Below are 23,531 nucleotides of genomic sequence, written 5' to 3'. Positions count from 1 at the left end.
GGGGATGAATGGCGAAGGATCGATTTCACTCGTACCACGACCTTGCAGCGGTTTATGTTCGTGGCAAGCACTTTAACGTGGAAACCAGAATGGGGTCGAACCCATCCGTGCTGATCATGGCTCCGCACGGCGGCAAGATCGAGGTTCGCACCGCAGAAATCGCTCGGGCTACGGCGGCACAAGACTACTCTTGTTACCTATTCGAGGCCAACCTTGCCGCGAACAACAGAGTAGAAATGCATATCGCGTCTGAGCACTACGACGTGCCAGAGGCCTTGACCGCGTTACAATCCGCTGAGGTCGTGGTCGCGCTCCATGGCCGGCGAGATGATGATGACCCTGAGAGGACTTGGATGGGCGGGCTGGATCGTAAACTATCAGAGCATATCGGTGGTGCACTTCATGAAGCGGGATTTCCTGTTCTCTTCGATCCACCAAAGTTCAGGGGCATTCACCGCGATAATATTTGCAACCGGGGCGTCACAAAGGCTGGTGTCCAGCTTGAGATCCCGTTGTCCCTTCGCGAGGAATTCCGGACTGCTCCCACACGCGAACAAGCATTTGTGCGTTGCTTGAGAGCCGCCATCGCCTCCTACCGGGTGCGCGCAGACTAAGTAGGTGCTGCTGGGGCAATATTGAATGAAAATTCCGCGCTTTCAAATACGCGGCTTTGCACGTCGAAGAACCGCTGAACGAAAAAATCGTACAGTCGTTCGTAGCTTGCGGTGTTCACAGCTCGTGGCGATGTGCAGGCTGAAGAGACAATGCTTTCTAGGCTGCCCGAGTGAAGATACTGGGAATCCAAGACTTCAGTATCCTCGATCATTTCATTTTTCCCTTTCGCCGCAGGGTAGCGCGAGCGCCATATCGTGTAGATTGTGAGGGCCCGAAGTACTGCACGATCGTCGCTCGAAATCGTCAACCCAGCTTGGTCAACGAGTTTCAGCAGGTTATGCGTAAGCGGTACCTTTTCCCCAAGGCCGAGTAATGTGCCCTTTATCAAAACCTCAAGGGAAAAGCCGGCAAGCAATGCGAAAGCATCGAAATGCTCTCCAAAGGGTTCTCCTCCAAGTGCAAGCGCCGACCCGCGCATACTCTTTGACTTAGCGAGGTAATAAAGAAGCCCACCACTATAACGGCCATGCGGATCATCGATAGCTATTCGCCGACTAGTGCCGGTAACCGCCGAGAGCTTTTGGTCAAAGGTCGCGGTCATGTTTCCTCCATCGCTCAGACGTTGTCCGTAAACTGCGGAATGAGATATGCAATGACAAGGCACCCGTGGCCTCAAAAGATAGCCCGCTCCCAAGAGCAATGTGCTTGCTTCTCGTCTATATAGTGGTTCGAACCTCTAAGGGAGCCCCACGAATGCCTATCAAAGACTGCCGTGATGGTTGATCAAAAGACCATCCAATATTACGACCGAGAGGCCTCTCGGTACGCTGCGGCGACCGCCAAACATTCGATGAATGAGCCGATTGGTCGCTTTACCGCTTTGCTGCCAGGCGGTGCGTTGATCCTAGATTTGGGGTGCGGCGGCGGACGTGATCTTACGGCTTTCTCGCGGCGCGCCTTCGACGCTGTGGGTTTGGATGCTGCATTCGAGCTAGCAAAAATTGCCCGCATGACTTCCGGATGCCCCGTCACAGTCGGTGATATACTCGACTTGCCGTTTAAAGAAAATTCATTCGATGCGGTTTGGGCCTCGGCATCACTTCTACATTTACGGCGGAAAGATATAGACAGCGCGTTGGCGGCGATAAGAAATACATTAGTCGGTGGTGGTTTGTTCTTTAGCTCGATGAAGATGGGTGATGGCGAAAATCGAACCGATGACAGCCGATTCTTTACCTATTTTATGCCATCTGAATGGGAGGAGCGCTTGGCACGCGCTGGTTTCGAGCTGATCGAGAGCCAGTACGACCCGATTGTTTCGTTGAACACGGACGATCGCTGGATGAACACGATAGCGCGATCTATTAAGTAGGACCGTCGCCTTGAAAAAATTTGTACTTGCCTTTGTTTGGGCGTTTCTCTCTGGCCCGGTTTGGGCGCAGTCGTCGTCAGGCAATCAAGGGGAGCAAGTTATCCCCCAAACGCTGAATGTCCGGGTGGAGCAGGCCGAACCGTTTAGGACCGAGAAAGAAGACAAACCTGCCCTGGTCGCCATTCTAACTGGTCCATTTGGAGGCGGAATTGCCGGCGCGCTAGCAGCCGGCGCCGGCGTACTCATTGCGCATCTCACCGGTCGCTCCACCTTGAGACAGAAGTCGAACGAGGCGGAAATGAAGGAAATTCAAGAGCGCTTAAATTCGTTCTATGGCCCGTTCAAAATTAGATCCGTAGAGAACAAGTTAATTGCCAATGAATTTCGCCAGAAGCAAGGCGGTTCTGACTTCAGAACGTTGATTGCTCTTTTGGATCCTCAATGGAAGACAAGCCTTTCCAATGCGGATCAAAATCTTCTTAAGAAAATGATTGATAATGGTGTCACGTTAAGGGGCCTTATTCAGGAAAAGTCCGGCCATGTTTATGGGCCACTGATGCCCAGGTTAGCCGAAGCTGCGACGCATTTCACGATGCTCGAGATGGCGTACAATGATCAGTTGGACAACACTCCTCCCCGCTTCAGCACTTACGTCTACCCGCGGGAGTTGGATGAAAAAATTGATGAGGAGATCGAGTACCTGAACGCTCGTCTTGATCTCTTGCTTCGTTATCCTGGTAAGCAGCATCCGAGCGGACGCTACCAACAGACGGAGTCTGCGCCATCAAATGCGTATATAGTTGCAGGCCTTGTCGCAGTTGGGTTGCTAATGCTGCCAACGGCCTGGTCCCTTGGTGGGCAGTCTCTACTGACCATGCCGTTTGGCCTCACGAGTGCAATTACCGCCGGCGCGACGGCAATCTTGTCCGCAGCCCTGTGGATGAGGGCTGCGAGGAACAGCGATGACAAAGCGGCGAATTATGCGGCAGCGGGCATGAGTGGTGCAACAGCGATATTTACGATTGCTGCGATTGCTCTGCCTCCCGAACTTGCAGTGCAGCAACCATGGATTAGCTCCAATTGGTCTCAGGTGGGTTACGCCTTCGGGATGACTCTGACTGCGGCGACAGTGTTTTCTGCGTGGCGTCGGAGGTAGCATGCAGCCTCCGGCTATCGTCTTAAGCTTGTATGGTGCCGATTGTGGTAATCTAGAAAACGTGGATCGAGTTCGTGGCCAGCGACTATTCTTATTTGATCAGGATCGAGCGGTCGCGCGAAGTAGTCGAGCTCTACATGATGGTTGGGGCACACGCAGATGATGTTTCCCTCTATGTCCGGACCATCATGAGGCGAGCCTAGGGGCTGAATGTGGTGAGCCTCCGCATATCGCTCGCCATTCGCCAAAAGGATCGTCTTTCCGCAAAGCTGGCAGGCGAAGTTGTGCTTCTCCTTGATCAACCGAGCGAGTTGCGTATCGCGGAGAATTCGAGAGACCTTGGTGTCAACGCGAGTTGGTTGCGAAATATCATTCGCTGGGGGTGTCGCCCGAGGCGCAGACAGCTCCGCATCAAGATATGGTCGCCAGTTGAACCTTTTGGATAGGGCAACTTGGTTTTCCCACCAGGTAAAGTCCATTTCGTCTTTGCCGTAGACTTCGAAGTAGCCCTTGCCAGGTCCAAGGGTGTCTTGACGTATTACGAGGCCAGTAATTGCGGGTAAGTCTTCATCCTTCGCGAAGACGGCTACATCGCCTAATCCCTGGTACTCGAGATCCTGAGGAGTGCCCGGAAACCCAAGGAGCGCATGGGCCTTGCCATAGCTTATGTACGTTCTGGGATCACCAGGCCGAACGTTTGGGAGAAGATCTACAAGTAGGCGCAAGACTGCCGTACCCTGCTTACCGAGCTTCGTCATCTCTTTTCTCGTCAGTTAAGTTGACAATCGCGACCATCTTCAAGGGAGTCTGCAATGGTCTCCAGAAGGACTACAGCTAAACACACACTTGTCTGGTGGACGGAACGAATATCGGCCGTTCGGTTCCCTTCAAGCCGAGACTAACCCTTTCTCAACGCTAGCGATGTTTCAGTGAGGCAACGCATGGCCAGTTGAAACTCAAGCTGCCGTCCTGAGTGGCGTATTCGATGACGCCAATGTAAAAGCCCGCAAGAATGGATATGGCGAGTTGTCCCATACCCGCAGGAGCGACCAGGAATTTACGATACGAGCGGCCGCGGACCTTTTCATAGAACAGCAACTGTCCGAGTGCTTTCAGGTAGTCACCGGACCCCTGCCCAGTTTTGATTTCAAACAGCATGGGGTCTGTGGTGCATACAGTGCACAGGTCAGGTGCCAGGCCCGCCGTTCGGGTGTTTACTACCTTCAACCCTTTTGCCTGAAGGTGCTCGACCAAAGCCGCGAAGACATCAGCATGCCTTCGTGTAACGGTGATTTCATCTTTCGCAGGGATCGCATACGCTCCCATAGCTTCATGCATCAGCTTCTCAGCTCTAACGGCCTCCTCCTCCTCCGCTAGAATCTCCGGATCAATGCCAAGGAAATTCAGTACCTCGTGCTTGATATGGTCGAGCGAGACCGACGCATGGCCTCGGAAAACGAGGCCTTGGCGTATCTGGCTAGGGAGGTCCAATCTCTTGACGGTCTTCAGTTTGCGGATTTCGCGCCTGATGGCGGTATCGTCTTTTACCTTGTGGGCCAGATAAGTCGGCTCTCCGGTCACACGTAGGAAATGAGCGTCGCCAAAGTGTGGGACGATAACGATATCCCCGACTTTTACTTCTTGAGTAAACCGCCACACCTGGTTCGTCCCGTAAGTGATCCGGTTTTTTGCGGTTAGCTGGGGATAAAGAGCGGTCAGCTTCTGTCGGATTTCCTCTTTCGATACTGAGGGACTCAATGCCGTTTGTTCATCAAGGTCGCTCCAACCGATCGCTATTTGGTTGTCTTTAAGAAGCTGAGAAACCCGGTCGATTCCACTTGGTGCGAGGCGGTAGGCATAAACATTGGGCATAGAAGATCCACCGTTTGACAGCGGGAACAGTGACAGCAGATTACTAAAGAAGCTTTTCTGGCTACATGTGGCGTTCTCCCGCCGAGGTCAACGTAGCGGGGATATCGCCGGGTCGGGATCGCCAAACTCGAACTCAATCCAGTCATCGCTGTGGTTCTCATCAGTCTTTATCACAGTCACGGCGACGGGAAGCCGGCCCTCGGTTAGGTTCCGGAGGAAGGCGCTTTGCGGTGAGTCAGACTGAGCTGCCTCGCCGAATTGAGTGGCGCCGTCGCCCAGTGTGCGAAGGCCGGCGAGAACTTCTGTTAGTTCCCTGGAGCTGATGCGGATCCTTCTTTGACTCATCTTGCCTCCTCCATGATGACCAAGGGGATATTGTGCTTCTCGGGCGCGTAGTGCCCCGTTGACTGGCATTGCGACCGGTTTAGGCAATTCTGAGAGCATCGCAGTGAAAATTGCTTGGATCTGAGGTTCGACTGCGCATCCTGAGCGAACTACAAGAATCGGGAACGTCCGCCGGTCTGCCGCCCATCCGTGAAGCCTCCTTTCGCGAACCGTTAACATCAAAACGAAGTCGACTGACGAATATTGGCGAAGAAACTCTCGAGCGATCGCCGCTGCCGAGACAGCCTCCCAGTTGTGCTGGCGGTCGACAAGCGCAGCGCAGTCGCCGTCGCCGACGATCACGCCGGTGACACCAGCGGCGCCTCGAAGCTGCGCCGCTTTGGCCCTCAACGCATTGTAAAGGGGATTTCGGTCCTTAATTGTTGGGATGTTATAGGTGGCAAAGCCGCCGGAGTTGTACTGAGATCCTGCGGTATCGATTGTAATATCAAGTCCGACTTCTTCATCGTCAATCGCGATCCGCAGCACTTTTTTGCCTGCGGATATTTGATCGCGCAGTTGTGGCAATAGCCGTTCTTGAACAAAGACCTCAAGCTGCTTGCGTGGCGGCAGCCGGAGGACGGTCCGGACGCCTCGCGCACTTCGATTGCGCTTTGACTTCACTTGTACATCCAAGCCACCAAGCGGCAGCCCTAGCTTGTTCTGCGTTTTTTCGAGCAATTCGCTCAGCTCAGAGTACGGATTTTCGGCGTCGAGCCCCTCATCCGACACCGTCGTTATGTCAGCGGTAAACCGAACGATCAGGCTCTCGAAAGTTATGTCCGGACGACGCCCGGAGGGGAGTTGATCTTCGTTCAAAAGCTTACCACACTTGGTAAGCGCATGAAGGACAACGACCTCCCACATTGCTGCAAGCCGATCCTTACCGGGTCGATTAAGGCGCGCGCATAATTGGTCAACTGCGCCATCTGGTATGGTTTCGCGGAGCTCGTCTAACCGTCGCTGCAAGGCTCGCCTCGCGAAAATCATAGTCTAGGTCTCAATGCGGGTGTTGAAGGATCGCACCCGCGAATCGCGGTGTGGGGGAGATTGCTTTTTTGAAATCGGATACTGACGACGGCAATGGTTGCGAGAAACGCCTCACTGTATAGCCTTGAGGCAGCAAAGATGTTTTCGACTTTTGGTTCAAAAATTGCCCCCTTCGGTTTCGAGGGGTGAACCCCCCCGTTTCATGCCGAATGATATAATCGCTGAAGGGAGGTGGTGCTGCGAACAACACCGACCTTTGCCGATAGTGCATGCCCCTCTCCACATCTCCCGCCTAGATAGTAGAACGCGTGGACGACCCGCGAAAAGTCACCCAAAGGCATTAGATCTCCCACGAGGCCGAACTCGAATCCCAATGCTACTCGCGCGGCGGTGATTTACGGCGCCGCTGCACGGCGTGTTGCTAGGTTGTTCACCTTCTGGGCCAAAATGATCGCATAATGTATCGACCGGAACTGTGTCGAAGCTAGGAACGCGCCGACTGAAAGGCTCGCCTGACTCTCCCTTGCGTATGATTTCATACAGGCCGGAGCCGGTCTTGCTGAACTTGCGGTGGCCTTTTTTAACCGGTCACGCGCCCGCGGTGGGAGCGGGTTACGCTCGCCTTCATCGAAGCGGACTGCAAGGCCGCTGCTCTCGATCCCTGGTGCGACTCACGCTCTTTTCGCGTGAAGGCTGTTCCTTGGTCCAGCGAGTGTAGCGCGTTCCACCAGGCGAACACCCAGATTGACCCGGCGTACGTTGATTTCGGGATCGTTGATCCGCTCCAGTAGGAGCTGGATGCCGGCCCGACCAAGCTCGGCACGGTCAATTCGCATTGTTGTCAGCGGGGGGCGGCTGTGCCGGGCGATCGCGATGTCATCGACACCAATAATCGAGAAGTCTCCCGGAACCGAATGGCTGCTTGCCTCGAGCGCCTGCATGACGTTGATCGCGATCAGGTCCGTGCTGCAGAAGAAAGCGGTCGTGTCGCTGAAGCGTCCCTGCTGCAGCGCTTGCCGTACGGCCGGGGTCGTGTCGGGCTCCTGCAGGCCAAGGCGGCCGAGATCGAAGAGGTGCTTATCTTCGTCGAAGGCGATGCCGGCTTCTTCCAGCGCGACGCGGAAACCTTCGAGGCGGCGGCGCAGCGACAGCCGATGCGGGATCGTCACGTGCACGATCTCGCGGTGGCCGGCCGATAGCAGCCTTTGTGCGGCGAGCCAGCCGGCAGACCAGTTGTCGGGCAGCACGCAAGAGAGCCGCATCGTCCGGTCCATGCCGTTGATGATGACGGCGGGAATACCGCTTTCGACGATCCTGTCGATCATGACCGGATGATCCATGCCAAGCATGATCAGGGCGCCCGGGCGGAGGTCACGCAGGATGTCGGCAATCTCGCCAATTGCGATCTCTGCGTCGAGAGAAACGAGCCTGACGTCAATCCGCAGCGAATTTGTGCCTGCCTCCGAAAGGACGCCTTGGATGACGTCTTCATAGAAAGCTGAACTCGCATAAAACTGCGCCGGCATCACCAACACCGTGCTTTCGACACCGGCGCGGATCAGGGAGCGGGCGGCGCGGACCTGATAGCCCAGCCGCTCCGCATGGTCGAGAATCTTGCGCCGGCTTTCGTCACCGACGCCGCCGCGATTGTTGAGCACCTTCGATACGGATGCGACCGAAACGCCGGCGGCGTCGGCGATGTCCTTGAGGGTCGGGGCATTCGATTCGTCATCCATATCGACGAGTGTCCTATCGTGCCGAAGTGGGCGAGAGTGATCGCGGCTGCATGGTCATGATCGTCCACTACCAGAAGAAGCGCGTATGCCCAAGCGAGCGCATCAATGCCTCCATGAAATAGTAGTCGCCGTAAGGCAGCATGGCGTCGGAGTAGCCGGCGCTGGCATGGGCGGCCCCATGGGCGAGCAAGCCCTCGGCCTTGGGATCGCCCGTCAGGTCGCAACTGTCGAGCAGGCCGCCGATCAGGCGATCGCCGAAGCCGTGCCAGCGTGACGCCTCCTCCGGTTCGCAGAGACCTGCGAGAATGAAGACCCCGGCGGCCATGATTGCGCCGGCCGAGCTGTCGCGCGGCGCGGTCTTGGCGTTGGGGACGGAATAGTCCCAGACAGGAACGTCGTCATCAGCCATGAGCGCTTCCGCCTTTGCCGCCAAGCGCCTGGCCGCGTCGAGGAAGGCTAGGTTGCCGGTCGTCGCAGCACATTGCGCGTAGCCATGGATCAGCCAGGCCTGGCCCCGCGACCAGCAGGAATCGTCCGCATAGCCCTGATGAGTTTCTCCGCGCAGCGGCTTGCCGCTGGCCGGGTCGAACAGAAACGTGTGGAAGCTCGTATCGTCAGCACGAACAAGGTGTTTCAGCGTCGTCGTGGCGTGGCCATTGGCGGCCTCGGCAAAATCGCCGCGACCCGTCTCGCGATGCGCCCAATGCAGCAGCGCGAGGTTTTGCATTGTATCGACGATGACGCGTCCATTGGCGAATTCGGAGCGAATGCCGCCATGAATCGAGCGGGCATTCCAGGCCTGGATGTACTGCGCGTCCGGCCGGTAGCGCTCAAGCAGCCGGGAAGCGGCCTCAAGAGCGAGCTCGCGGGCCTCCAGGTCGGCGGTCAGCAGCCACTCCGCGACGCAGCTCAGCGAAAACTGGAAGCCAAGATCGTGGTCTTGGGCGTCGCGATGGCGCAAGATGTCGCGGAACACGGCGCGTCGGGCACGGGCGGCGTTCAAGAAGCAGGATTCGCCGGTGAGCTCTAGCGCCAGCCAGAGCTGGCCGGCGTGGAAGCTCACGACCCAGTCATAAGGTCCGCAATAGCTCCACGTCTGGTCCGGCAGGCCGATTTTTGGATTGCGCAGACCGATGGTCGGCATGGTCTGGCGCAATTTGGCAACGCAGCGTTCCAGGGCTTGCTGGTGACGTTCGCGACTGGGGCGATTGCCAACCATTTCGACCGCGTTGAAGTAGCTGTTTCGTTCGATGCGCATGATGAGCCTCACGTTGGTTTCGTGAAGTTTTCGCACGATTACGATATTTTCGTCAATCACGAAACTTTCTATTGACGGGAAAATTTCTAAACGGTAGGAGTCGGATGCTCGGGAGGAGCCGGGCATCGTTGGAGAGGGTACCATGTCCACATTACGGACAACTGAAAGGCCGGCTGCTGGTGGCCGGTTCAGGTTCGGCGACAGTTTAGCCGGCTACGGCTTTCTGGCGCCGTGGCTTGTCGGCTTTTTTCTACTGACGCTCGGCCCCGCGATCGCCTCGTTCTATTTATCTTTGACCGACTACAGCGGCCTTGGTGCCGCAAATTGGGTTGGCGCGGAAAACTATGTGCGCATCGCCACCGACGATCCGCGCTTCTGGACCGCCATGAACGTGACCTTTACGTTCGTGCTCCTGTCCGTACCCCTGAAGCTCATCTTTGCGCTCGCTGTTGCGGTGGCGTTGAACCGGGGGCTCGCAGGCCTGTCGTTCTTTCGTGCGATCTTCTATTTGCCGTCGCTGGTCGGCGGCAGCGTCGCCGTCGCAGTGCTGTGGCGGCAGGTGTTTGCCGGAGACGGCCTGCTCAATCAGGCACTCAACGCGCTCTTCGGCTTCGAAGGGCCAAGCTGGATCTCGAACCCTTCGACGTCGCTCTATACACTCGTTCTGCTGGCGGTCTGGCAGTTCGGATCGTCGATGATCATCTTTCTTGCCGGTCTGCGTCAGATTCCGCAGGACATGTACGAGGCGGCAAGCATCGACGGTGCCAGCAAGGCACGGCAGTTCTTAAAGATCACCTTGCCGCTGCTGACCCCGGTGATCTTCTTCAATGCCGTCATCCTGACTATCGATGCCTTCAAGGCGTTCACCTCGGCCTTCGTCATCAGCGACGGAACCGGCGGCCCGATCGACTCCACGCTGTTCTACACGCTCTATCTCTACCAGGAGGCCTTCACCAATTTCCGCTTCGGCTATGCCTCGGCGCTGGCCTGGGTCCTGGTGCTCATCATCGCCTTCTTCACCGCCATGTCATTCCTGACGGCCAGGTTCTGGGTTCACTACGATGACTGATGCCGCTCTTTCGACGACCACCATCGCACCGCGCACCGATACCGGCGAGCCCAGCGTATCGCCGTGGAAACGCGCCCTGCTTTACGCCCTGCTGCTCGCGGTCAGCTTCCTGATGCTGTACCCGTTGCTCTGGATGGTCGCGAGTTCGTTCAAACCGGACAGCGAAATCTTCACCTCTACAGGGCTGGTCCCGGCCGATCTTACGGTCGATGCCTATCGTCGCGGCTGGAGCGGCCTCAGCATCGGCTTCGGCTGGATGTTCTTCAACTCGCTGGTGATCTCGTTGCTGGTGGTCATCGGCAACCTCTTTTCCTGCTCGATGGCCGCCTACGCCTTCACGCGCCTGCGCTTCAAGGGACGCGGATTCTGGTTCACGCTGATGCTCGGCACCTTGATGATGCCGCAGCATGCGGTGCTGATCCCGCAATACGTCATGTTCCTCAAGCTTGGCTGGGTGAACTCCATCCTGCCGCTCGTGGTGCCGAAGTTCCTCGCGATCGACGCCTTCTTCATCTTCCTGATGGTGCAGTTCTTCCGCGGCATTCCGCGTGAACTGGACGAGGCGGCGATCATGGACGGTTGCGGACCGCTGCGCATCTTCCTGAAGGTGATCCTGCCGCTCTCCACGCCCGTTCTGGCAACGGCGGCAGTCTTCTCGTTCATCTGGACCTGGGACGACTTCTTTGCGCCGCTGATCTACCTGAACGACATCGAGAAATACACCGCCCAGCTCGGCCTGCGCACTTTCGTCGACTCCACAGGGACGTCGGACTGGGGCTCGCTCTTCGCCATGTCGACGCTGACGGTGTTGCCAGTCTTCATTCTCTTCATCCTGTTCCAGCGCTTGCTGATCGAAGGCATCGCGACAACCGGCATGAAGCGCTGACACAAACTTGAAATCGAGAGATAGGGACGGAAGAGATGACGACGCTGGCTTTGAACAAGATCAAGAAGAGCTTTGGCAATCTCGACATCATCCGTGGCGTCGATCTGGCGATCGGCTCCGGAGAGTTCGTGGTTTTCGTCGGCCCGTCGGGCTGCGGCAAGTCGACGCTTCTGCGCATGATCGCGGGGCTCGAACCGATCAGCGGCGGCGAGCTTTCGATCGGCGGCGAGCGCATGAACGAAAGGGCGGCGAGCGAGCGGGGCATCGCCATGGTCTTCCAGTCCTACGCGCTCTACCCGCATATGAGCGTCTACAAGAACATGTCCTTCGGCCTCGAAACGGCAAAGATGCCGAAGCCGGAGATCGACAAGCGGGTGCGCAAGGCGGCCGACATCCTGCAGATCACCCATCTGCTCGAGCGCAAGCCGAAGCAGCTCTCCGGCGGCCAGCGGCAGCGCGTGGCGATCGGCCGGGCGATCGTGCGCGACCCCAAGATCTTTCTGTTCGACGAGCCGCTCTCCAACCTCGATGCGGAACTGAGGGTCCAGACGCGCGTCGAGATCGCCAAGCTGCACAAGGATATCGGCGCGACGATGATTTACGTCACCCATGACCAGGTCGAGGCGATGACGCTTGCCGATCGCATCGTCGTCCTGCGTGCCGGCGTCATCGAGCAGCACGGCACGCCGCTCGAGATCTACAACCGGCCGGCCAACCGTTTCGTCGCTGGCTTCATCGGCTCGCCCAAGATGAATTTTCTCGATGTCGTCGCGAGCGACGTCCGCGACGACGGCGTTTCGATCGACCTTGCCGGCAGAAAAGCCCGGCTGCCGATCGAGGCGCGTGTCGTTGATGGCGCGAAGCTCAGCCTCGGCCTGCGTCCGGAACATATCGGAACGGATGAAACCGGCGGGCTCGACCTCGGCGCGCTGACGGTCGTGCACGTCGAGCATCTCGGCGGCCAGACCGTCGTCTACGGCCGGCTCGTCGACGGGCAGTCGCTGACGGTTGCTCTCGATGGCCAGCGCGCAATCAGTGCCGGCTCGACACTGGCGGTCCGGATCGCTGCGGAGAACTGCCACCTGTTCGACGAGGCCGGCGACCGCATCGGCAAATGATCGCGGAACGGGATTTGAAAACACAATCATGGAGGAGGAGAACATGATCAACAGACGCCATTTCTTGCGCAACGCGGCCCTGTTCGGCGCCGGCGCCACGCTCGCGACAATGCCGGCCTTCCGCGCCTTTGCTGAGGATTCGATGCGCCTTTATTGGTGGGGCACACCCAGCCGCGCCGAGCGCACGCTGGGTGCCGCCAAGCTTTTTGAAGCCGCGCACTCCGGCGTGAAGATCGTCGGCGAGGTGGGTGGCAGCGACTACTGGGCGAAACTGACGACGATGATTGCCGGCGGGAACGCGCCTGACATCTTCCAGCTCGAACCGAGCCGCTTTGCCGACTATAGCCGCCGCGCCACCAACCTGCCGCTCAACGACTATCTCGGCAAGGTGATCCGCACGGAGAAGCTGGTGCCGGGCGTACTCGACCTTGGAACGGTCGACGGCAAGGTCACCGGCATGCCGCTGTCGCTGAACGCCTTTGCCATGATCTACGACGCCGATGCCGTGGCAAAGGCCGGGCTTACGCCGCCTTCGGCCAAAACCACCTGGGACGACTTCGCCAAGTTCTCGATCGACCTCACCAAGGCGATGGGCAAGAAGAATGTCTGGGCGGTCGGAAACGCGTCGCGCTACACCTACGCCTTCGAGGCGTTCCTGCATCAACGCGGCAAGAAGCTCTACAACGAGGCCGGAAAGCTTGGCTACGAGGCGAGCGACGCCGCCGATTGGTTCGGCTATTGGGAAAGCCTCACCAAGAACGGCGGCTGCGTCTCCGCCGAGATCCAGGCGCTCGATAAAGTGCTGGTCGACAGCAACCCGCTGGCGACCGGCAACGCGGCCATCGCGATTGCCTTCTCCAACCAGCTCCCGGCCTTCCAGAAGATCTCCAAGAGCACGCTCGACATCACGTCGCTGCCGGTCAGCAGCGCCGGTGGTCCCTCTGGTCTCTTCTATCGCCCCGGCTTGCACTGGTCGATCGCAAGCACCGCGAAGAACCCGGAACTTGCAGCACGGTTCATCGACTTCTTCGTCAACGATCTGGAAGCCGGCAAGATCCTTCAGGTCGAGCGCGGCGTGCCCGTGAACACCGACGTGCAGACTGCCGTTCTTCCTTCAATCGACGCGACGGCGAAAAAGACCGTCGACTATGTCAACGGCATCGCCGACCGCGTCGGACCCTATCCGCCCGCCGTGCCGCTCGGCGCCGGTGAGCTTGACGAGCGCGTCTTCCGGCCACTCGCCGACAAGGTTGCCTTTGGCCAGCTGACACCGGCGGAAGCGGGCAACGAACTCGTTTCGTCCGCCGACCGCATTCTCAAGGCCTGAGCATCTGCTCCACTTAGCCGAGCTGCGCGGGAAAATCATACTTCCCGCGCGGCAATGTTCGAACGGAAGCCTTTCGCATGACCGACACGATCTTCCCCGAAACCCTGTTCAGGCCGTGGGCGGGCAATCCGCTGAAAAGCCGCGCCGATGTCGAGGCCGCGCTCAGAGTGCTGGTGGAGCCGGTCGAGAAGTACCGGTCTCCCGGTGGCGCGCGTATTCGGCTGGACGCGCATGCGGCGCACTTCGACCAGGAGTCCGCCGACATGGAGGGCTATTCCCGCCTGCTTTGGGGCCTGGCGCCGGCTCAAGTCGGCGGCGCGACTTGGATCGACTGGACGCCGATCGCACGCGGTCTTGCCAATGGCTGCGATCCGGCGCATCCGGAATATTGGGGCGACCCTTTCGACCGCAGCCAGCGGCTGGTGGAGCTGGCGGCGATCGGCTTTGCACTGAGGCTGGTGCCGGACAAGCTGTGGGCGCCCCTGTCGGAGGCCGAACGGCGCAATGTTGCGGCCTACCTGCTGAAAGGTCACGCCTGCGAATACAGCGACAACAACTGGAAGTTCTTTCGGTTGCTTGTCAGCACGGGGTTGAAACACGTCGGCGTCGACTGTGATCGTCGGCTCGACGAGCAGTACCGGCGGGAGCTCGACGGCTTTTATCTCGGCGACGGCTGGTATCACGATGGCGATACGCGCCGCGCCGACCACTACATCCCCTTTGCCTTCCACTTCTACGGACTGATCCTCGCGGCGCTCGACGGCGCCGACTGGACGGACAGGTATCGCGAGCGGGCGCGATTGATCGCCGGCGACATGACGAGATGGTTTGCCGATGGCGGGCCGGCGCTCTGCTTCGGGCGTTCGATGACCTATCGCTTTGCCATTGCCGGCTTTTTCGGCGCCATGGCGCTCGTCGACGAAGACGCGATCCCCTTCGGCGAACAGAAGGGATATTTCCTGCGTCATCTGCGCTGGTGGGGGAAACAGCCCTTCGCCGCGCGCGACGGCGTGATGCCCGTCGGCTACGCCTATCCCAGCCTGATCATGTCGGAGCCCTATAATTCCGCGCAATCGCCCTATTGGGCGCTGAAGGCCTTCCTTCCGCTGATGCTGCCCGAGGACCATCCGTTCTGGGCGAGCGACGAGGAGATCTCTCCACCGCGACCGGCCGTCTCTGTCCAGCGTCACATTGGTTTCCTGATCGCCAACCCGCCGGGTGATGCGATTGCGCTCTCCTGCGGCCAGCACACGAGCGCAGAGAACACCTTCATCCGCTTCGCGCCGGAGAAATACGCGAAGTTCGCCTATTCGGCACGCTACGGCTTCAGCATCGAAAACGATCTCTGGCGGTTCGACAATTCCGTGCTCGAATCGATGATCGGCTTCAGCGACGATGGCGTGCATTTCCGCGTGCGCGAGACCAACGAAGAAGCGCTGATCGCCGACGGCGTTCTTTATGCGCTCTGGCGACCCTATGCCGATGTCTCGGTTGAGACCTGGCTTTACTGGGACGGTGATTTTCAGGTCCGGCTCCATCGCATCGACACGCCGCGGCCACTTCAGACCATCGAAGGTGGTTTTGCGATCGGGCGGGATGCCGGCGAAATCCGGGAGCAGGACGCCGGCCGCGCCATTGTCACCACGGCGGCCGACCTGTCGGCCATCATCGATCTCGGCTCGTCGGTTGGGCGCCAGGGGCGGTGCCACACCGCGGCCCCCAACACCAATTTGATTTCCGCAAAGACCGTGGTTCCGCAACTGCTCGGCAATATTCCTGCCGGCATCAGCATTCTGGCTGTGGCGGTTCTCGCGCAGGCCGAGCCGAACGATGGCAAGAGGATACTTGCCCGCTTACCCGCAGCACCCGATCTCGAGGCGCTCCGACAGCTCGTTTTGGAGCGGGGAACCCCCGTAACGCTGATGCGCGGCGTGCCTTTCTGACGTCAACCGATCCTCCCGCAACGACCGAAAGACCTGATATGACGATCACCGATTTCTCGTCCCGCCATGCCATCGATCCGCTCGCCGCTGCTGCGATGGGGACGGACGAACTGCGCCACAACTTCCACATCTCCGGTCTCTTCGAGAGCGATCGCGTCAACCTCACCTACACCCACTACGACCGCATGGTGATTGGCGGGGCGATGCCGGTCGAGACCGAGTTGACGCTCGAAGCGATCAAGCCGATGGGCACGAGGACGTTTCTCGAGCGTCGCGAGTTGATCGCCGTCAACATCGGCGGGCCGGGACGTGCCATCGTTTCTGGCAAGAGCCATCCGCTCGCTGCGCGTGACATGATCTATGTCGGCATGGGTTCGCACGTGACGTTGGTATCCGATGATCGGACGGTTCCGGCAAAGTTCTACCTATTGTCGGCCCCGGCGCACCGGACCTTTCCGACGGCGCTCCTGACGATTGCCGGGGCCAAGCGCCTTGATCTCGGCAGCCTGGAGACGTCGAACGAGCGCTCGATCTTCCAGTTCACCAACGGGATCGAGACCTGCCAGCTGGTCGTCGGCATGACGGAACTGAAAAAGGGGTCGGTGTGGAACACCATGCCGGCGCACATCCATGACCGGCGCATGGAAGTTTATCTCTACTTCGATCTCCCAGAGCCGGCGCGGGTCTTCCATTTCCTCGGCGAGCCCTCCGAGACGCGCCATATCGTCATGGCCAACGAGGAGGCCGTGCTCTCGCCGGTCTGGTCGATCCACTCCGGATGCGGCACTTCCAACTACGCCTTCATCTGGGCAATGGCCGGCGACAATGTCGATTACACCGACGCCGACCCGGTGCCGATGGAGACGCTGCGATGAGCGATCTCTCCGCCTTCAGCCTCAACGGAAAGCGTGTGCTCGTCACTGGCGCCAACACCGGGATCGGCCAGGGCATAGCGGTTTCGATCGGCCGGGCCGGCGGCGAGGTGGTGGCGGTCGGGCGCTCGTCGATGGCCGAGACGGTGGAAAAGGTCGAACTGGCCGGCGGCCGGATCGTGCCGTTCGCCTGCGATCTCGCGGATGGGGATGCGGTCAAAGGGTTGATCGACCGTGTCTCGGAGGAATGCGGTCCGCTGGACGGATTGGTCAACAATGCCGGCATCATTCGTCGCGCCGCCTCGGTCGAGCTCTCGGAAGCGGACTGGGACGAGGTGATCGACCTCAACTTGAAGGTGGCCTTCCTTCTGAGCCAGGCCTATGGCCGTAGACTGCTTGACGAGAAGCGGACAGGGCGGATCGTCAACATCGCCTCGCTGCTGTCGTTCCAGGGTGGCATTCGTGTTGCCTCCTACACGGCATCAAAGCATGGCGTGCTCGGTATCACCCGCATCCTCGCCAACGAATGGGCAAGTCAAGGTATCAACGTCAACGCCATCGCGCCCGGCTATATCATGTCCAACAACACCGATGCGTTGCGCTCGGACACCGATCGCAACGCCGCGATCCTTGACCGCATCCCAGCAGGCCGTTGGGGCACGCCAGACGATATCGGCGACGCCGCCGTTTTCCTGCTTGCGCCGGCGTCGAGCTATATGCACGGCGCGGTCATCCCAGTTGATGGCGGCTGGTTGGCGCGGTAGCGGAAACGACCTGGCGCGGATGGGAGGCGCTCAGAGATTGCTGATAGTGCGGATACTGGTGGTATCGAGCCTCGTCTGGGGATGGAGCGAACGGCAAACGTAACGGATTTCCGCCTCAGAACCGTTGATGCGGCAATGAGTGATGTGCACAGCTTCCTCAATCACGATACCGCCACATCGTGACGCCGAGCGGCATGTTTCGGCGAACCACACCTTGTCCGCCGAATACGTGCTGGGTTGGCCAAACCTGTACGCTGCCGTTCTTAAAAACGGGGTGGGTTGAGCGGATACGAGCCGCGAAACGTGTCTGTGGATCAATATGCCGCTTGAACAGACGGGTATCTGGTTTGCGATTGACGGCCGCAATAAACACATTGCGTTGCCAAGTGGGCAAGCTGAACATCCTCGTGCCGGGCGTCCCTGTGACGATACGGCTTGGAAACCTCGCCCATACGGCTCTGTTGCAAGAATTCCGGTTGGTTGGAGAGGTGCTGTTTTCTCGGCCGTCAAGGGGCCTGACATTCGAGATTCGCAGCGAGCAGTGACGTTTGGCACTTAACTGTGAGAATGCGGCCGTTTCTTTCTTGGTTGGCATTTAATTTGAGATTCCTTGGGCTGAGAATCTCAAATTAAGTGTAACTGCGAAGACCTCCGCGACTGGTGCCCGCCCCATCACTTCTATCGCGTTACAGAAGTGGGCCACGCAGCAGGGAAAGCATCGCCTCGGCTCGTCGACACGCCTCATCCCGAAGCGCTTCGTCAATCTCGTCGGGCAATGGATCGTTCATGCAGAAACACCGTCTATTTCGTCGGCGATTGAATCTCACATTACGTGCCAAAATCAACGGCGCAATCTCAAATTAACTGCCAAGTCTCAAATTAAGTGCCAAGCTATCTTATTGAAATTGTTGTTGTCGGAGTCTGGCGGTTAAATGCAAAACGACAAGAAACTTCGGTGGCATTTCTTCAGCTGTCATCCAGTGCCTCTTAAGATCTAATAGTGCTTGGGTCTGCGAACACGGCATGGGACCGTACTTCGCATGCAGGCATTTGGTGCCGTCGTCGTTCTGGTGGATATTTCGTCTTTGGGCTCGTTCATCATCGGGCTCCTTTCCAGAGAGAAAGCGAACCGACGATGGCGCGCAAGGTTCCGGCGATTTTCTGACTACTTTTGAGTTCAGTCGGCTGCTGTCCTTTCTTGCCTATCAAGACTTCCACGCAACGTCGCACGACGGGCGGTTCTTGGATGCGTGAATTTGACGGGCTGCGGCGCTTCCGCCGACAGCGCCTCCCGGACGGCCTCAGTGATCGCAAAGACGACAAAGTCGGCCTGCGTTTCCTCGACAAGAAGCTCGTTTTTCTCGGTGTCCCGTTGCTGCAAGTCCTGCCAGAGCACGATCCCGACCCGCGCTGCGGGCGCCAGTCGCTTGAGCCGGCGGACAAGGAATTTGGCGTGACGCATGGATTGCCGGTCGAGAACCGTCAGTACGATGGCGTGTCGCCCCTCGACCGGCAGGTCCTTGATTTTTCGCGGGCTCAGGCCCTCGTGGCTGGAGTAACTCACGTCGGCGCCTTGCACCCGCAGCACCTGGTGGAGCATCATCGCCGTGACGTCATCGAGCGCATTTCGCCCGCCAAGGCAAAGCACGGATCGCCCTTCACCAGATGGGAGGTCGTAATCGTTCACCTGAGCATCGTCGTTGCTATCGGGATCTTCGTTTTCGTCTTCGTCTTCCTCTTCAAGGGCGATCTCCTCGAGGTTGGCAACAAGTGTGCCCGCACTTTCGGCAACTTTCGCTCTCTGTTCTTCTGTCAATGCGCCGCGCATACGATCAGTTTCAGCCAAAAGCAGCGCAGGGATGGCGACCGTGTCGTAAAACTCGACGAGATAGATTTCGTCGAGCATCTCCTCCGCATTGTCCGTTGCCTCGTCCGGATCTCCCGCCAGCAATCGCTGGTAAAGGCGCTCCTTGGGATTGAGTACCGGCTCATTGCCCAACAGAATTTCGAGAAACTCGAACTGGCGGACATGCCGGCCGAGCACAACCAGGCAGACGGTGAGCGGGGTTGACATCACCAGTCCGACCGGCCCCCAGAGCCAGGCCCAGAAGATGGCGGCAACAATGATCGCAAGCGGTGACAGACCGGTGCGGGACCCATATAGCCACGGCTCGACCAGATTGTTGCTGACAAGTTCAAGGGCAACAAACAGCCCAAGGGTCAGAACGACCAAGCTCCATCCGGGTGCTGCCGCGAATGCCAGGAAAAGGGGTAGAGCAGCAGCAATCACCGGCCCGATATAGGGCACGAAGCGCAGTACGATCGCGAGCATGCCCCATAAAATCGCGTTTGGAATCCCTAGAAACCAAAGTCCGATCGCAAGCGGCACCCCATAAGTGATGTTGACGACAAGTTGCATGAGCAAATACTGGCCCACACGAGCGCCCGCATCCTGGAGCGCCTCGGTGGTTCGATGAAGATCGCCGTAACCGACCAAGCGGATGAACCGGTCACGCAGATCCTCGCGCTCAAGCAGCATGAAGATGACAACGACGGTAACGAGGCCAGCGGTTGCCAAGGGACCAAGGAGCGGATTGATCACGCTCATCAGGATTTCGATCGGGCGCTGCGGCGAAAATATCTCGACCAGAAGCGGCTTCGGTTCAGGAACGGTTGCGGGCGACACAGCCAAATCTTCTTCAGGTCGGCTGAGCTCAACGCTGATCCGCTCCATCACCCGGCTCAGTCGATCGATTATTTGGCTCTCCGATCCGGCCTCTTTGAGAGAGCGGACCTTCTCAACAATGTTCGACTGGTATCTCGGCACATCTCGCGCGACCTCGCTGATTTGCAGCGCGACGATGACGCCAAATGCAGTGAGGAACAGGAAAGCCGTCGTCACGGTTCCGACAACCGCGACCGAGCGAGGGCAGCCGGTGCGCCGTAGCCTTGAGACGCCAGGCGCGAGAGCGAATGTCAGGAGGATAGCGATCGCCAAGGGCAAGAACACGTCGCGGGCAAAGTAGAGCACCGCCACGGTTACAGCACTTGCTACAAGGGTTGGCAGCTTCGAGGTCTCCGCGGTCGCACGCGACAAGGTCAGCGGGTGCAACTCGGCCATTTCAACAGGTTCTTTTCCGATCTTGCGCGAAAATCTCAGCATCGAACCTCCCGTGACCTTTTCAGCTATGCCCCATTCTGGTCTCCAATTGCGAACCCGAGCCGGCCAGGTGGTTCTCAACAGCGACAGGTAAGCGTCATCAATTTATCGGTACTGTCGATCAGGATGACAAACCGAACTGATAATATTAGAACGGACGCACAAATAAGCTAGACGACGGGTCCCGATGGCAAGAGCTAACCGGATCCAAACAACGGGGGATGTCAGACGCTTATCCCGCCGTCTGCATTCCCTAGCGTCCGTTTCGCACGACCGCAACAAACGAGGGTGCGCCGAACGCCAAGCCTGACCTCTAACTGCACAAATTCGTCAGCGAGAGATGCGAATAGATCGCGTGCCAGGGCTGGAATGGTTTCGTCAATCATGGTTCTTTCAAGCAGTGGCGAGATATGAGTCAGTCCAAACTCAGCCGCATGGCCGCGAATCGTATTGGCAAGCTGCGTTTGTGCAGCAACAACGCGCTCGCGCATGCCCACTAGCATCAGCACGGCTTGCTGATACGCCGATTTCCTTGGAACGAACCGCATTGTTGGGCGGCTCATCGCCTCGCATAGTGCCTCCGCATCGGCTGCATCATTTTTGCCGCGTTTGACATAAGGCTTCACGAGCTGCGGGGTCTCTGTTGAGCGTACCGGCCGACGTCTGCAACAACAAGTGCCACCAGCCGGTGCGGCTCGATGCGTTTCAGGGGCCCCACTAATGAAGGAAAAGGGCCGGATCCATGAAGTAGCGCGTCGCCTCTGGTATCCCAGAAGCGGCGGATGCAAGCGCCCCTGTTCGCGAGAATCCGCAAAAAGCCCTATCTTTTGAGCGTAGCGCGGCGTGATTTTCGAAGTATGTTTCGCAACGTTGGGTAGATAGACAGGAGACAGCAATGTTTCGGACTTTTAAGTCATCTGAAGCGTTTCTTCCGGAAGAGCCGCTACCACTGGAAGTAGGCTCGAATTTTACGTCTGACGACGCCGGCAAAACCGAGGGATCTGCGAACGGGCCGCCGCTATTACCGGGGGCTGGTTTGCTGGCAATCAATGGCGCCACCAACTTGCAATCGACAATTGTTGGAGAGGGCGACGCCTTCGCCAGCACCATATATGTCATCAACAAGCCGGCGATATCGCACTATCGATACTCGGTTTACGTGCAGGCAAGGGGACCATCGATTTTCCGATATTTTCGGCTCTATTTTACGGACGAGACGGGCGATACCTATAAGCTTAAAATATGGAAGGACGACCTCCGCTGGCACTTTGTGAATTACAACTCGGACGCACCGGGTATCATTGCGGTCAACTGGGACGGTGAGTGAGGCTCAACTCGTGCTGTAGCCAGGGCGGTGCGGTCACGTTTGCTGCTGACGGGCGTGCTTGCCCTTTTCTGCATGCCGCCAAGAAATCGTCACTTCGTTGGACGAACCCCGAAGGGGATCATTGGACGGCGCCACCGCCCCGTCGGCGTCACTCCGGAAAAATCTAAAAAAGCACGGGCCGCCAAGCGCATCGAGTTCGCTTCCAATCGTTCGATTGGAAGCGAACCGTCCGAATTTCACAGGCAAAGTGGGGCAGAACCGTTTGCCGGGGTTTTCTGCCAGCTGGTTCGCATCTGCCGGACCTTGCCGACCACGGCTGCTCTGATGGCAAGCCTGGCGGGTTCGTCAGCCGCATGCACGAGGAGGATAGAGGCAAGAGCGCATTCGGAGACACGCCTACGAAATCTGGTAGCACGAGGTAGGACCTGACGTAGGGCATGAGCGCCACTGGCACGAAGCGGAAAAGCAGCTCGATGAAGAAGAAGGAGGAAAAGGTGCCGCGCCACCTTTTTGTGCCCGAGGAGCAGCGCGGCGAGGCCTATCAAGATCGGCCACTGCCGATCGGATACGGCCAGACCATTTCGCAACCCTTCATCGTCGCGCTGATGACCGACCTGATCAACGTCGGACCTCGTGACGTTGTTCTCGAGATCGGTACTGGCTCGGGTTATCAGGCAGCCGTCTTGTCGCCGCTCGCAGCGAAGGTTTACTCGATTGAGATCATACCGGAGCTGGGCGAAAGGGCAGCCGCCCGCTTGGCGGAGCTCCGCTTCGACAATGTCGAGGTGAAGGTGGGCGACGGTTACTATGGTTGGGCTGCGCACGCGCCTTTCGACGGTATCGGGGTCTTCCTCAATTTCTGTGGTTAACAGAGTGTTAGCGCCTCGACTGCTATCTGCGGGGATGCGAGCGCAATTGAAATGGTCACCCGGCCCAGGGGTCAAGGTTCTGGAGCGCCTGTTGAAGGTGTGGCGCGAAGTCGAAAACATTCAACCCGACGAGCCGCCTCCGGAGACGGATGTTTCAGAACCCGTCCGCGATCCTGATACGGGCCATATGATCTCATCTGTGGTGGCCGCAGCTTTGTGCATAAAACCGCGCGGCCTGCTGACAGATCGTCAGGCCAGAAAGGTCAATGCATTGAAGCAGGGCTCTCGAGCGTTCGCCATAATGCGTGGCTTGGCCATGCGCTTCAACGGCATCTTGCGCAGCAGGAGCCCGGACGCGCTGGATGAATGGATCGACGATGCCATCGACACCGAGCTCACGGCAATCATGCGTTTCGCCAGCGTTTTGCGCCGGGATATTGATGCCGTCAAAAATGCAATCGAACTCCCGTGGAGCAACGGTCAAGCCGAAGGGCAGATCAACCGCCTCAAGATGCTGAAGCGTGCAATGTACGGTCGCGCCGGCCCAGCACTGAAGAGGGCGAGAAAGCTGCCGCTGAATCACAGAAATTGAGGATGAACCCGGTTAAATGCAAAACGACAAACCCGATCTTCGGTGGTGGTCGCCACCATCTTCTTCGCGACGCAAGGAACGAGCTCTTCCAGTTCGGCCCACGTGGGACCAAGATCGAGAAATTTGTCCATCAGAGAGCCACTCCAACGCGTCTGAAGCACATGAACAGGTGTTGGGGGTATCCGGCTCAAAGCGGTCCGGTGGGAGCAGATGGGTTCCTC

General features: G+C 58.4%; 21 protein-coding genes and 2 pseudogenes. 13 read left to right on the top strand and 10 right to left on the bottom strand.

Annotated features, from left to right (window positions below; all coding sequences use genetic code 11):
- The first annotated feature begins 8 nt into the window (after window positions 1-8).
- Window positions 9-614: a poly-gamma-glutamate hydrolase family protein gene (locus tag BHMPCIPO_RS24750; RefSeq protein WP_173519393.1), complete on the top strand. Its 606-nt coding sequence runs from the start codon at window positions 9-11 to the stop codon at window positions 612-614.
- On the opposite strand, the gene BHMPCIPO_RS24745 is transcribed toward BHMPCIPO_RS24750, so the two are convergent.
- Window positions 611-1,216, bottom strand: coding sequence for a HEPN domain-containing protein (locus BHMPCIPO_RS24745; protein ID WP_173519392.1), 606 nt, complete (start codon window positions 1,214-1,216; stop codon window positions 611-613). The genes BHMPCIPO_RS24750 and BHMPCIPO_RS24745 overlap by 4 nt on opposite strands.
- A 174-nt stretch (window positions 1,217-1,390) precedes the next feature.
- Here BHMPCIPO_RS24745 and BHMPCIPO_RS24740 point away from each other — a divergent pair, with 174 nt between their 5' ends.
- Both BHMPCIPO_RS24740 and BHMPCIPO_RS24735 read left to right on the top strand, forming a co-directional pair.
- Window positions 1,391-1,987, top strand: coding sequence for a class I SAM-dependent methyltransferase (locus tag BHMPCIPO_RS24740; protein ID WP_173519391.1), 597 nt, complete (start codon window positions 1,391-1,393; stop codon window positions 1,985-1,987).
- A gap of 10 nt (window positions 1,988-1,997) precedes the next feature.
- Window positions 1,998-3,143: a hypothetical protein gene (locus tag BHMPCIPO_RS24735; RefSeq protein ID WP_173519390.1), complete on the top strand. Its 1,146-nt coding sequence runs from the start codon at window positions 1,998-2,000 to the stop codon at window positions 3,141-3,143.
- Window positions 3,144-3,157: 14 nt separating this feature from the next.
- On the opposite strand, the gene BHMPCIPO_RS24730 is transcribed toward BHMPCIPO_RS24735, so the two are convergent.
- The 5 genes from BHMPCIPO_RS24730 to BHMPCIPO_RS24710 all read right to left on the bottom strand — a co-directional run bounded on the left by BHMPCIPO_RS24730 (window position 3,158) and on the right by BHMPCIPO_RS24710 (window position 9,383).
- Window positions 3,158-3,901, bottom strand: a complete 744-nt coding sequence (locus BHMPCIPO_RS24730; protein ID WP_173519389.1) for an HNH endonuclease — start codon at window positions 3,899-3,901, stop codon at window positions 3,158-3,160.
- Window positions 3,902-4,058: 157 nt separating this feature from the next.
- Window positions 4,059-5,015, bottom strand: coding sequence for a DUF8426 domain-containing protein (locus tag BHMPCIPO_RS24725; RefSeq protein WP_173519388.1), 957 nt, complete (start codon window positions 5,013-5,015; stop codon window positions 4,059-4,061).
- Window positions 5,016-5,102: 87 nt separating this feature from the next.
- On the bottom strand, window positions 5,103-6,266 hold the full coding sequence (locus BHMPCIPO_RS24720; protein ID WP_246304555.1) for a hypothetical protein: 1,164 nt from the start codon (window positions 6,264-6,266) through the stop codon (window positions 5,103-5,105).
- Window positions 6,267-7,060: 794 nt separating this feature from the next.
- Window positions 7,061-8,125 (bottom strand): LacI family DNA-binding transcriptional regulator, encoded by a 1,065-nt coding sequence (locus BHMPCIPO_RS24715; RefSeq protein WP_173519386.1) that lies wholly within the window; start codon window positions 8,123-8,125, stop codon window positions 7,061-7,063.
- Between the two features lie 67 nt (window positions 8,126-8,192).
- A complete protein-coding gene (locus BHMPCIPO_RS24710) occupies window positions 8,193-9,383 on the bottom strand; it encodes a YyaL domain-containing protein (RefSeq protein ID WP_173519385.1) in 1,191 nt (396 codons plus the stop codon).
- A gap of 142 nt (window positions 9,384-9,525) precedes the next feature.
- Here BHMPCIPO_RS24710 and BHMPCIPO_RS24705 point away from each other — a divergent pair, with 142 nt between their 5' ends.
- The 7 genes from BHMPCIPO_RS24705 (at window position 9,526) to kduD (ending at window position 17,362) form a co-directional block, all read left to right on the top strand.
- Window positions 9,526-10,452 carry a carbohydrate ABC transporter permease gene (locus BHMPCIPO_RS24705; RefSeq protein ID WP_173519384.1) on the top strand — a complete coding sequence of 309 codons (927 nt, stop codon included), beginning with the start codon at window positions 9,526-9,528 and terminating at the stop codon, window positions 10,450-10,452.
- The gene (locus BHMPCIPO_RS24700) at window positions 10,445-11,338 is read left to right on the top strand and encodes a carbohydrate ABC transporter permease (RefSeq protein ID WP_173519383.1); all 894 of its coding nucleotides are present in this window, start codon (window positions 10,445-10,447) and stop codon (window positions 11,336-11,338) included. The genes BHMPCIPO_RS24705 and BHMPCIPO_RS24700 overlap by 8 nt, the downstream gene beginning before the upstream one ends.
- Window positions 11,339-11,373: 35 nt before the next feature.
- The gene (locus BHMPCIPO_RS24695; RefSeq protein ID WP_173519382.1) at window positions 11,374-12,456 is read left to right on the top strand and encodes an ABC transporter ATP-binding protein; all 1,083 of its coding nucleotides are present in this window, start codon (window positions 11,374-11,376) and stop codon (window positions 12,454-12,456) included.
- 43 nt (window positions 12,457-12,499) lie between these two features.
- Window positions 12,500-13,783: an ABC transporter substrate-binding protein gene (locus tag BHMPCIPO_RS24690; RefSeq protein WP_173519381.1), complete on the top strand. Its 1,284-nt coding sequence runs from the start codon at window positions 12,500-12,502 to the stop codon at window positions 13,781-13,783.
- A gap of 77 nt (window positions 13,784-13,860) precedes the next feature.
- Window positions 13,861-15,726: a DUF2264 domain-containing protein gene (locus BHMPCIPO_RS24685; RefSeq protein WP_173519380.1), complete on the top strand. Its 1,866-nt coding sequence runs from the start codon at window positions 13,861-13,863 to the stop codon at window positions 15,724-15,726.
- A 38-nt stretch (window positions 15,727-15,764) separates the two neighbouring features.
- The gene (gene kduI, locus BHMPCIPO_RS24680) at window positions 15,765-16,601 is read left to right on the top strand and encodes a 5-dehydro-4-deoxy-D-glucuronate isomerase (RefSeq protein WP_173519379.1); all 837 of its coding nucleotides are present in this window, start codon (window positions 15,765-15,767) and stop codon (window positions 16,599-16,601) included.
- Complete coding sequence (gene kduD, locus BHMPCIPO_RS24675) at window positions 16,598-17,362, top strand: 2-dehydro-3-deoxy-D-gluconate 5-dehydrogenase KduD (RefSeq protein ID WP_173519378.1); 765 nt, start codon at window positions 16,598-16,600, stop codon at window positions 17,360-17,362. The genes kduI and kduD overlap by 4 nt, the downstream gene beginning before the upstream one ends.
- A gap of 157 nt (window positions 17,363-17,519) precedes the next feature.
- Here kduD and BHMPCIPO_RS24670 read toward each other — a convergent pair whose 3' ends face one another.
- The 3 genes and pseudogenes from BHMPCIPO_RS24670 to BHMPCIPO_RS24660 all read right to left on the bottom strand — a co-directional run.
- Complete coding sequence (locus tag BHMPCIPO_RS24670) at window positions 17,520-17,756, bottom strand: hypothetical protein (RefSeq protein ID WP_173519377.1); 237 nt, start codon at window positions 17,754-17,756, stop codon at window positions 17,520-17,522.
- A 783-nt stretch (window positions 17,757-18,539) separates the two neighbouring features.
- Window positions 18,540-20,525: an AI-2E family transporter gene (locus tag BHMPCIPO_RS24665; protein WP_173519376.1), complete on the bottom strand. Its 1,986-nt coding sequence runs from the start codon at window positions 20,523-20,525 to the stop codon at window positions 18,540-18,542.
- A 299-nt stretch (window positions 20,526-20,824) separates the two neighbouring features.
- Window positions 20,825-21,157: pseudogene (locus BHMPCIPO_RS24660) on the bottom strand (IS110 family transposase); the annotation flags it as partial.
- Between the two features lie 260 nt (window positions 21,158-21,417).
- On the opposite strand from BHMPCIPO_RS24660, the gene BHMPCIPO_RS24655 reads away from it, so the two are divergent.
- From BHMPCIPO_RS24655 to BHMPCIPO_RS24645, 3 genes and pseudogenes are all read left to right on the top strand, one after another.
- Window positions 21,418-21,849 carry a hypothetical protein gene (locus BHMPCIPO_RS24655; protein ID WP_173519375.1) on the top strand — a complete coding sequence of 144 codons (432 nt, stop codon included), beginning with the start codon at window positions 21,418-21,420 and terminating at the stop codon, window positions 21,847-21,849.
- Between the two features lie 473 nt (window positions 21,850-22,322).
- Window positions 22,323-22,718, top strand: a complete 396-nt coding sequence (locus BHMPCIPO_RS24650) for a protein-L-isoaspartate O-methyltransferase family protein (protein WP_246304554.1) — start codon at window positions 22,323-22,325, stop codon at window positions 22,716-22,718.
- 79 nt (window positions 22,719-22,797) lie between these two features.
- Window positions 22,798-23,310, top strand: a pseudogene (locus BHMPCIPO_RS24645) (transposase); the annotation flags it as partial.
- Here the strand turns inward: BHMPCIPO_RS24645 and BHMPCIPO_RS24640 are convergent.
- A complete protein-coding gene (locus BHMPCIPO_RS24640) occupies window positions 23,298-23,441 on the bottom strand; it encodes a hypothetical protein (protein ID WP_173519374.1) in 144 nt (47 codons plus the stop codon). The pseudogene BHMPCIPO_RS24645 and the gene BHMPCIPO_RS24640 sit on opposite strands and share 13 nt — an antisense overlap.
- Window positions 23,442-23,531: the final 90 nt, after the last annotated feature.

This window comes from Ensifer sesbaniae, from assembly GCF_013283665.1.
Classification (GTDB): domain Bacteria; phylum Pseudomonadota; class Alphaproteobacteria; order Rhizobiales; family Rhizobiaceae; genus Ensifer; species Ensifer sesbaniae.
This window is presented reverse-complemented; position numbering and strand designations above follow the sequence as displayed.

Excerpts from the sequence above, each read along its gene's own strand:
- BHMPCIPO_RS24715 (WP_173519386.1), bottom strand. The coding sequence starts at position 8,125 with ATGGATGACGAATCGAATGCCCCGACCCTCAAGGACATCGCCGACGCC.
- BHMPCIPO_RS24720 (WP_246304555.1), bottom strand. The coding sequence starts at position 6,266 with ATGTGGGAGGTCGTTGTCCTTCATGCGCTTACCAAGTGTGGTAAGCTT.
- BHMPCIPO_RS24665 (WP_173519376.1), bottom strand. The coding sequence starts at position 20,525 with ATGCTGAGATTTTCGCGCAAGATCGGAAAAGAACCTGTTGAAATGGCC.
- BHMPCIPO_RS24640 (WP_173519374.1), bottom strand. The coding sequence starts at position 23,441 with ATGGACAAATTTCTCGATCTTGGTCCCACGTGGGCCGAACTGGAAGAG.
- BHMPCIPO_RS24705 (WP_173519384.1), top strand. The coding sequence starts at position 9,526 with ATGTCCACATTACGGACAACTGAAAGGCCGGCTGCTGGTGGCCGGTTC.
- BHMPCIPO_RS24740 (WP_173519391.1), top strand. The coding sequence starts at position 1,391 with ATGGTTGATCAAAAGACCATCCAATATTACGACCGAGAGGCCTCTCGG.
- BHMPCIPO_RS24700 (WP_173519383.1), top strand. The coding sequence starts at position 10,445 with ATGACTGATGCCGCTCTTTCGACGACCACCATCGCACCGCGCACCGAT.
- BHMPCIPO_RS24725 (WP_173519388.1), bottom strand. The coding sequence starts at position 5,015 with ATGCCCAATGTTTATGCCTACCGCCTCGCACCAAGTGGAATCGACCGG.
- BHMPCIPO_RS24655 (WP_173519375.1), top strand. The coding sequence starts at position 21,418 with ATGTTTCGGACTTTTAAGTCATCTGAAGCGTTTCTTCCGGAAGAGCCG.
- BHMPCIPO_RS24750 (WP_173519393.1), top strand. The coding sequence starts at position 9 with ATGGCGAAGGATCGATTTCACTCGTACCACGACCTTGCAGCGGTTTAT.
- BHMPCIPO_RS24730 (WP_173519389.1), bottom strand. The coding sequence starts at position 3,901 with ATGACGAAGCTCGGTAAGCAGGGTACGGCAGTCTTGCGCCTACTTGTA.
- BHMPCIPO_RS24685 (WP_173519380.1), top strand. The coding sequence starts at position 13,861 with ATGACCGACACGATCTTCCCCGAAACCCTGTTCAGGCCGTGGGCGGGC.
- BHMPCIPO_RS24650 (WP_246304554.1), top strand. The coding sequence starts at position 22,323 with ATGAAGAAGAAGGAGGAAAAGGTGCCGCGCCACCTTTTTGTGCCCGAG.
- kduD (WP_173519378.1), top strand. The coding sequence starts at position 16,598 with ATGAGCGATCTCTCCGCCTTCAGCCTCAACGGAAAGCGTGTGCTCGTC.
- BHMPCIPO_RS24690 (WP_173519381.1), top strand. The coding sequence starts at position 12,500 with ATGATCAACAGACGCCATTTCTTGCGCAACGCGGCCCTGTTCGGCGCC.
- kduI (WP_173519379.1), top strand. The coding sequence starts at position 15,765 with ATGACGATCACCGATTTCTCGTCCCGCCATGCCATCGATCCGCTCGCC.
- BHMPCIPO_RS24695 (WP_173519382.1), top strand. The coding sequence starts at position 11,374 with ATGACGACGCTGGCTTTGAACAAGATCAAGAAGAGCTTTGGCAATCTC.
- BHMPCIPO_RS24745 (WP_173519392.1), bottom strand. The coding sequence starts at position 1,216 with ATGACCGCGACCTTTGACCAAAAGCTCTCGGCGGTTACCGGCACTAGT.
- BHMPCIPO_RS24710 (WP_173519385.1), bottom strand. The coding sequence starts at position 9,383 with ATGCGCATCGAACGAAACAGCTACTTCAACGCGGTCGAAATGGTTGGC.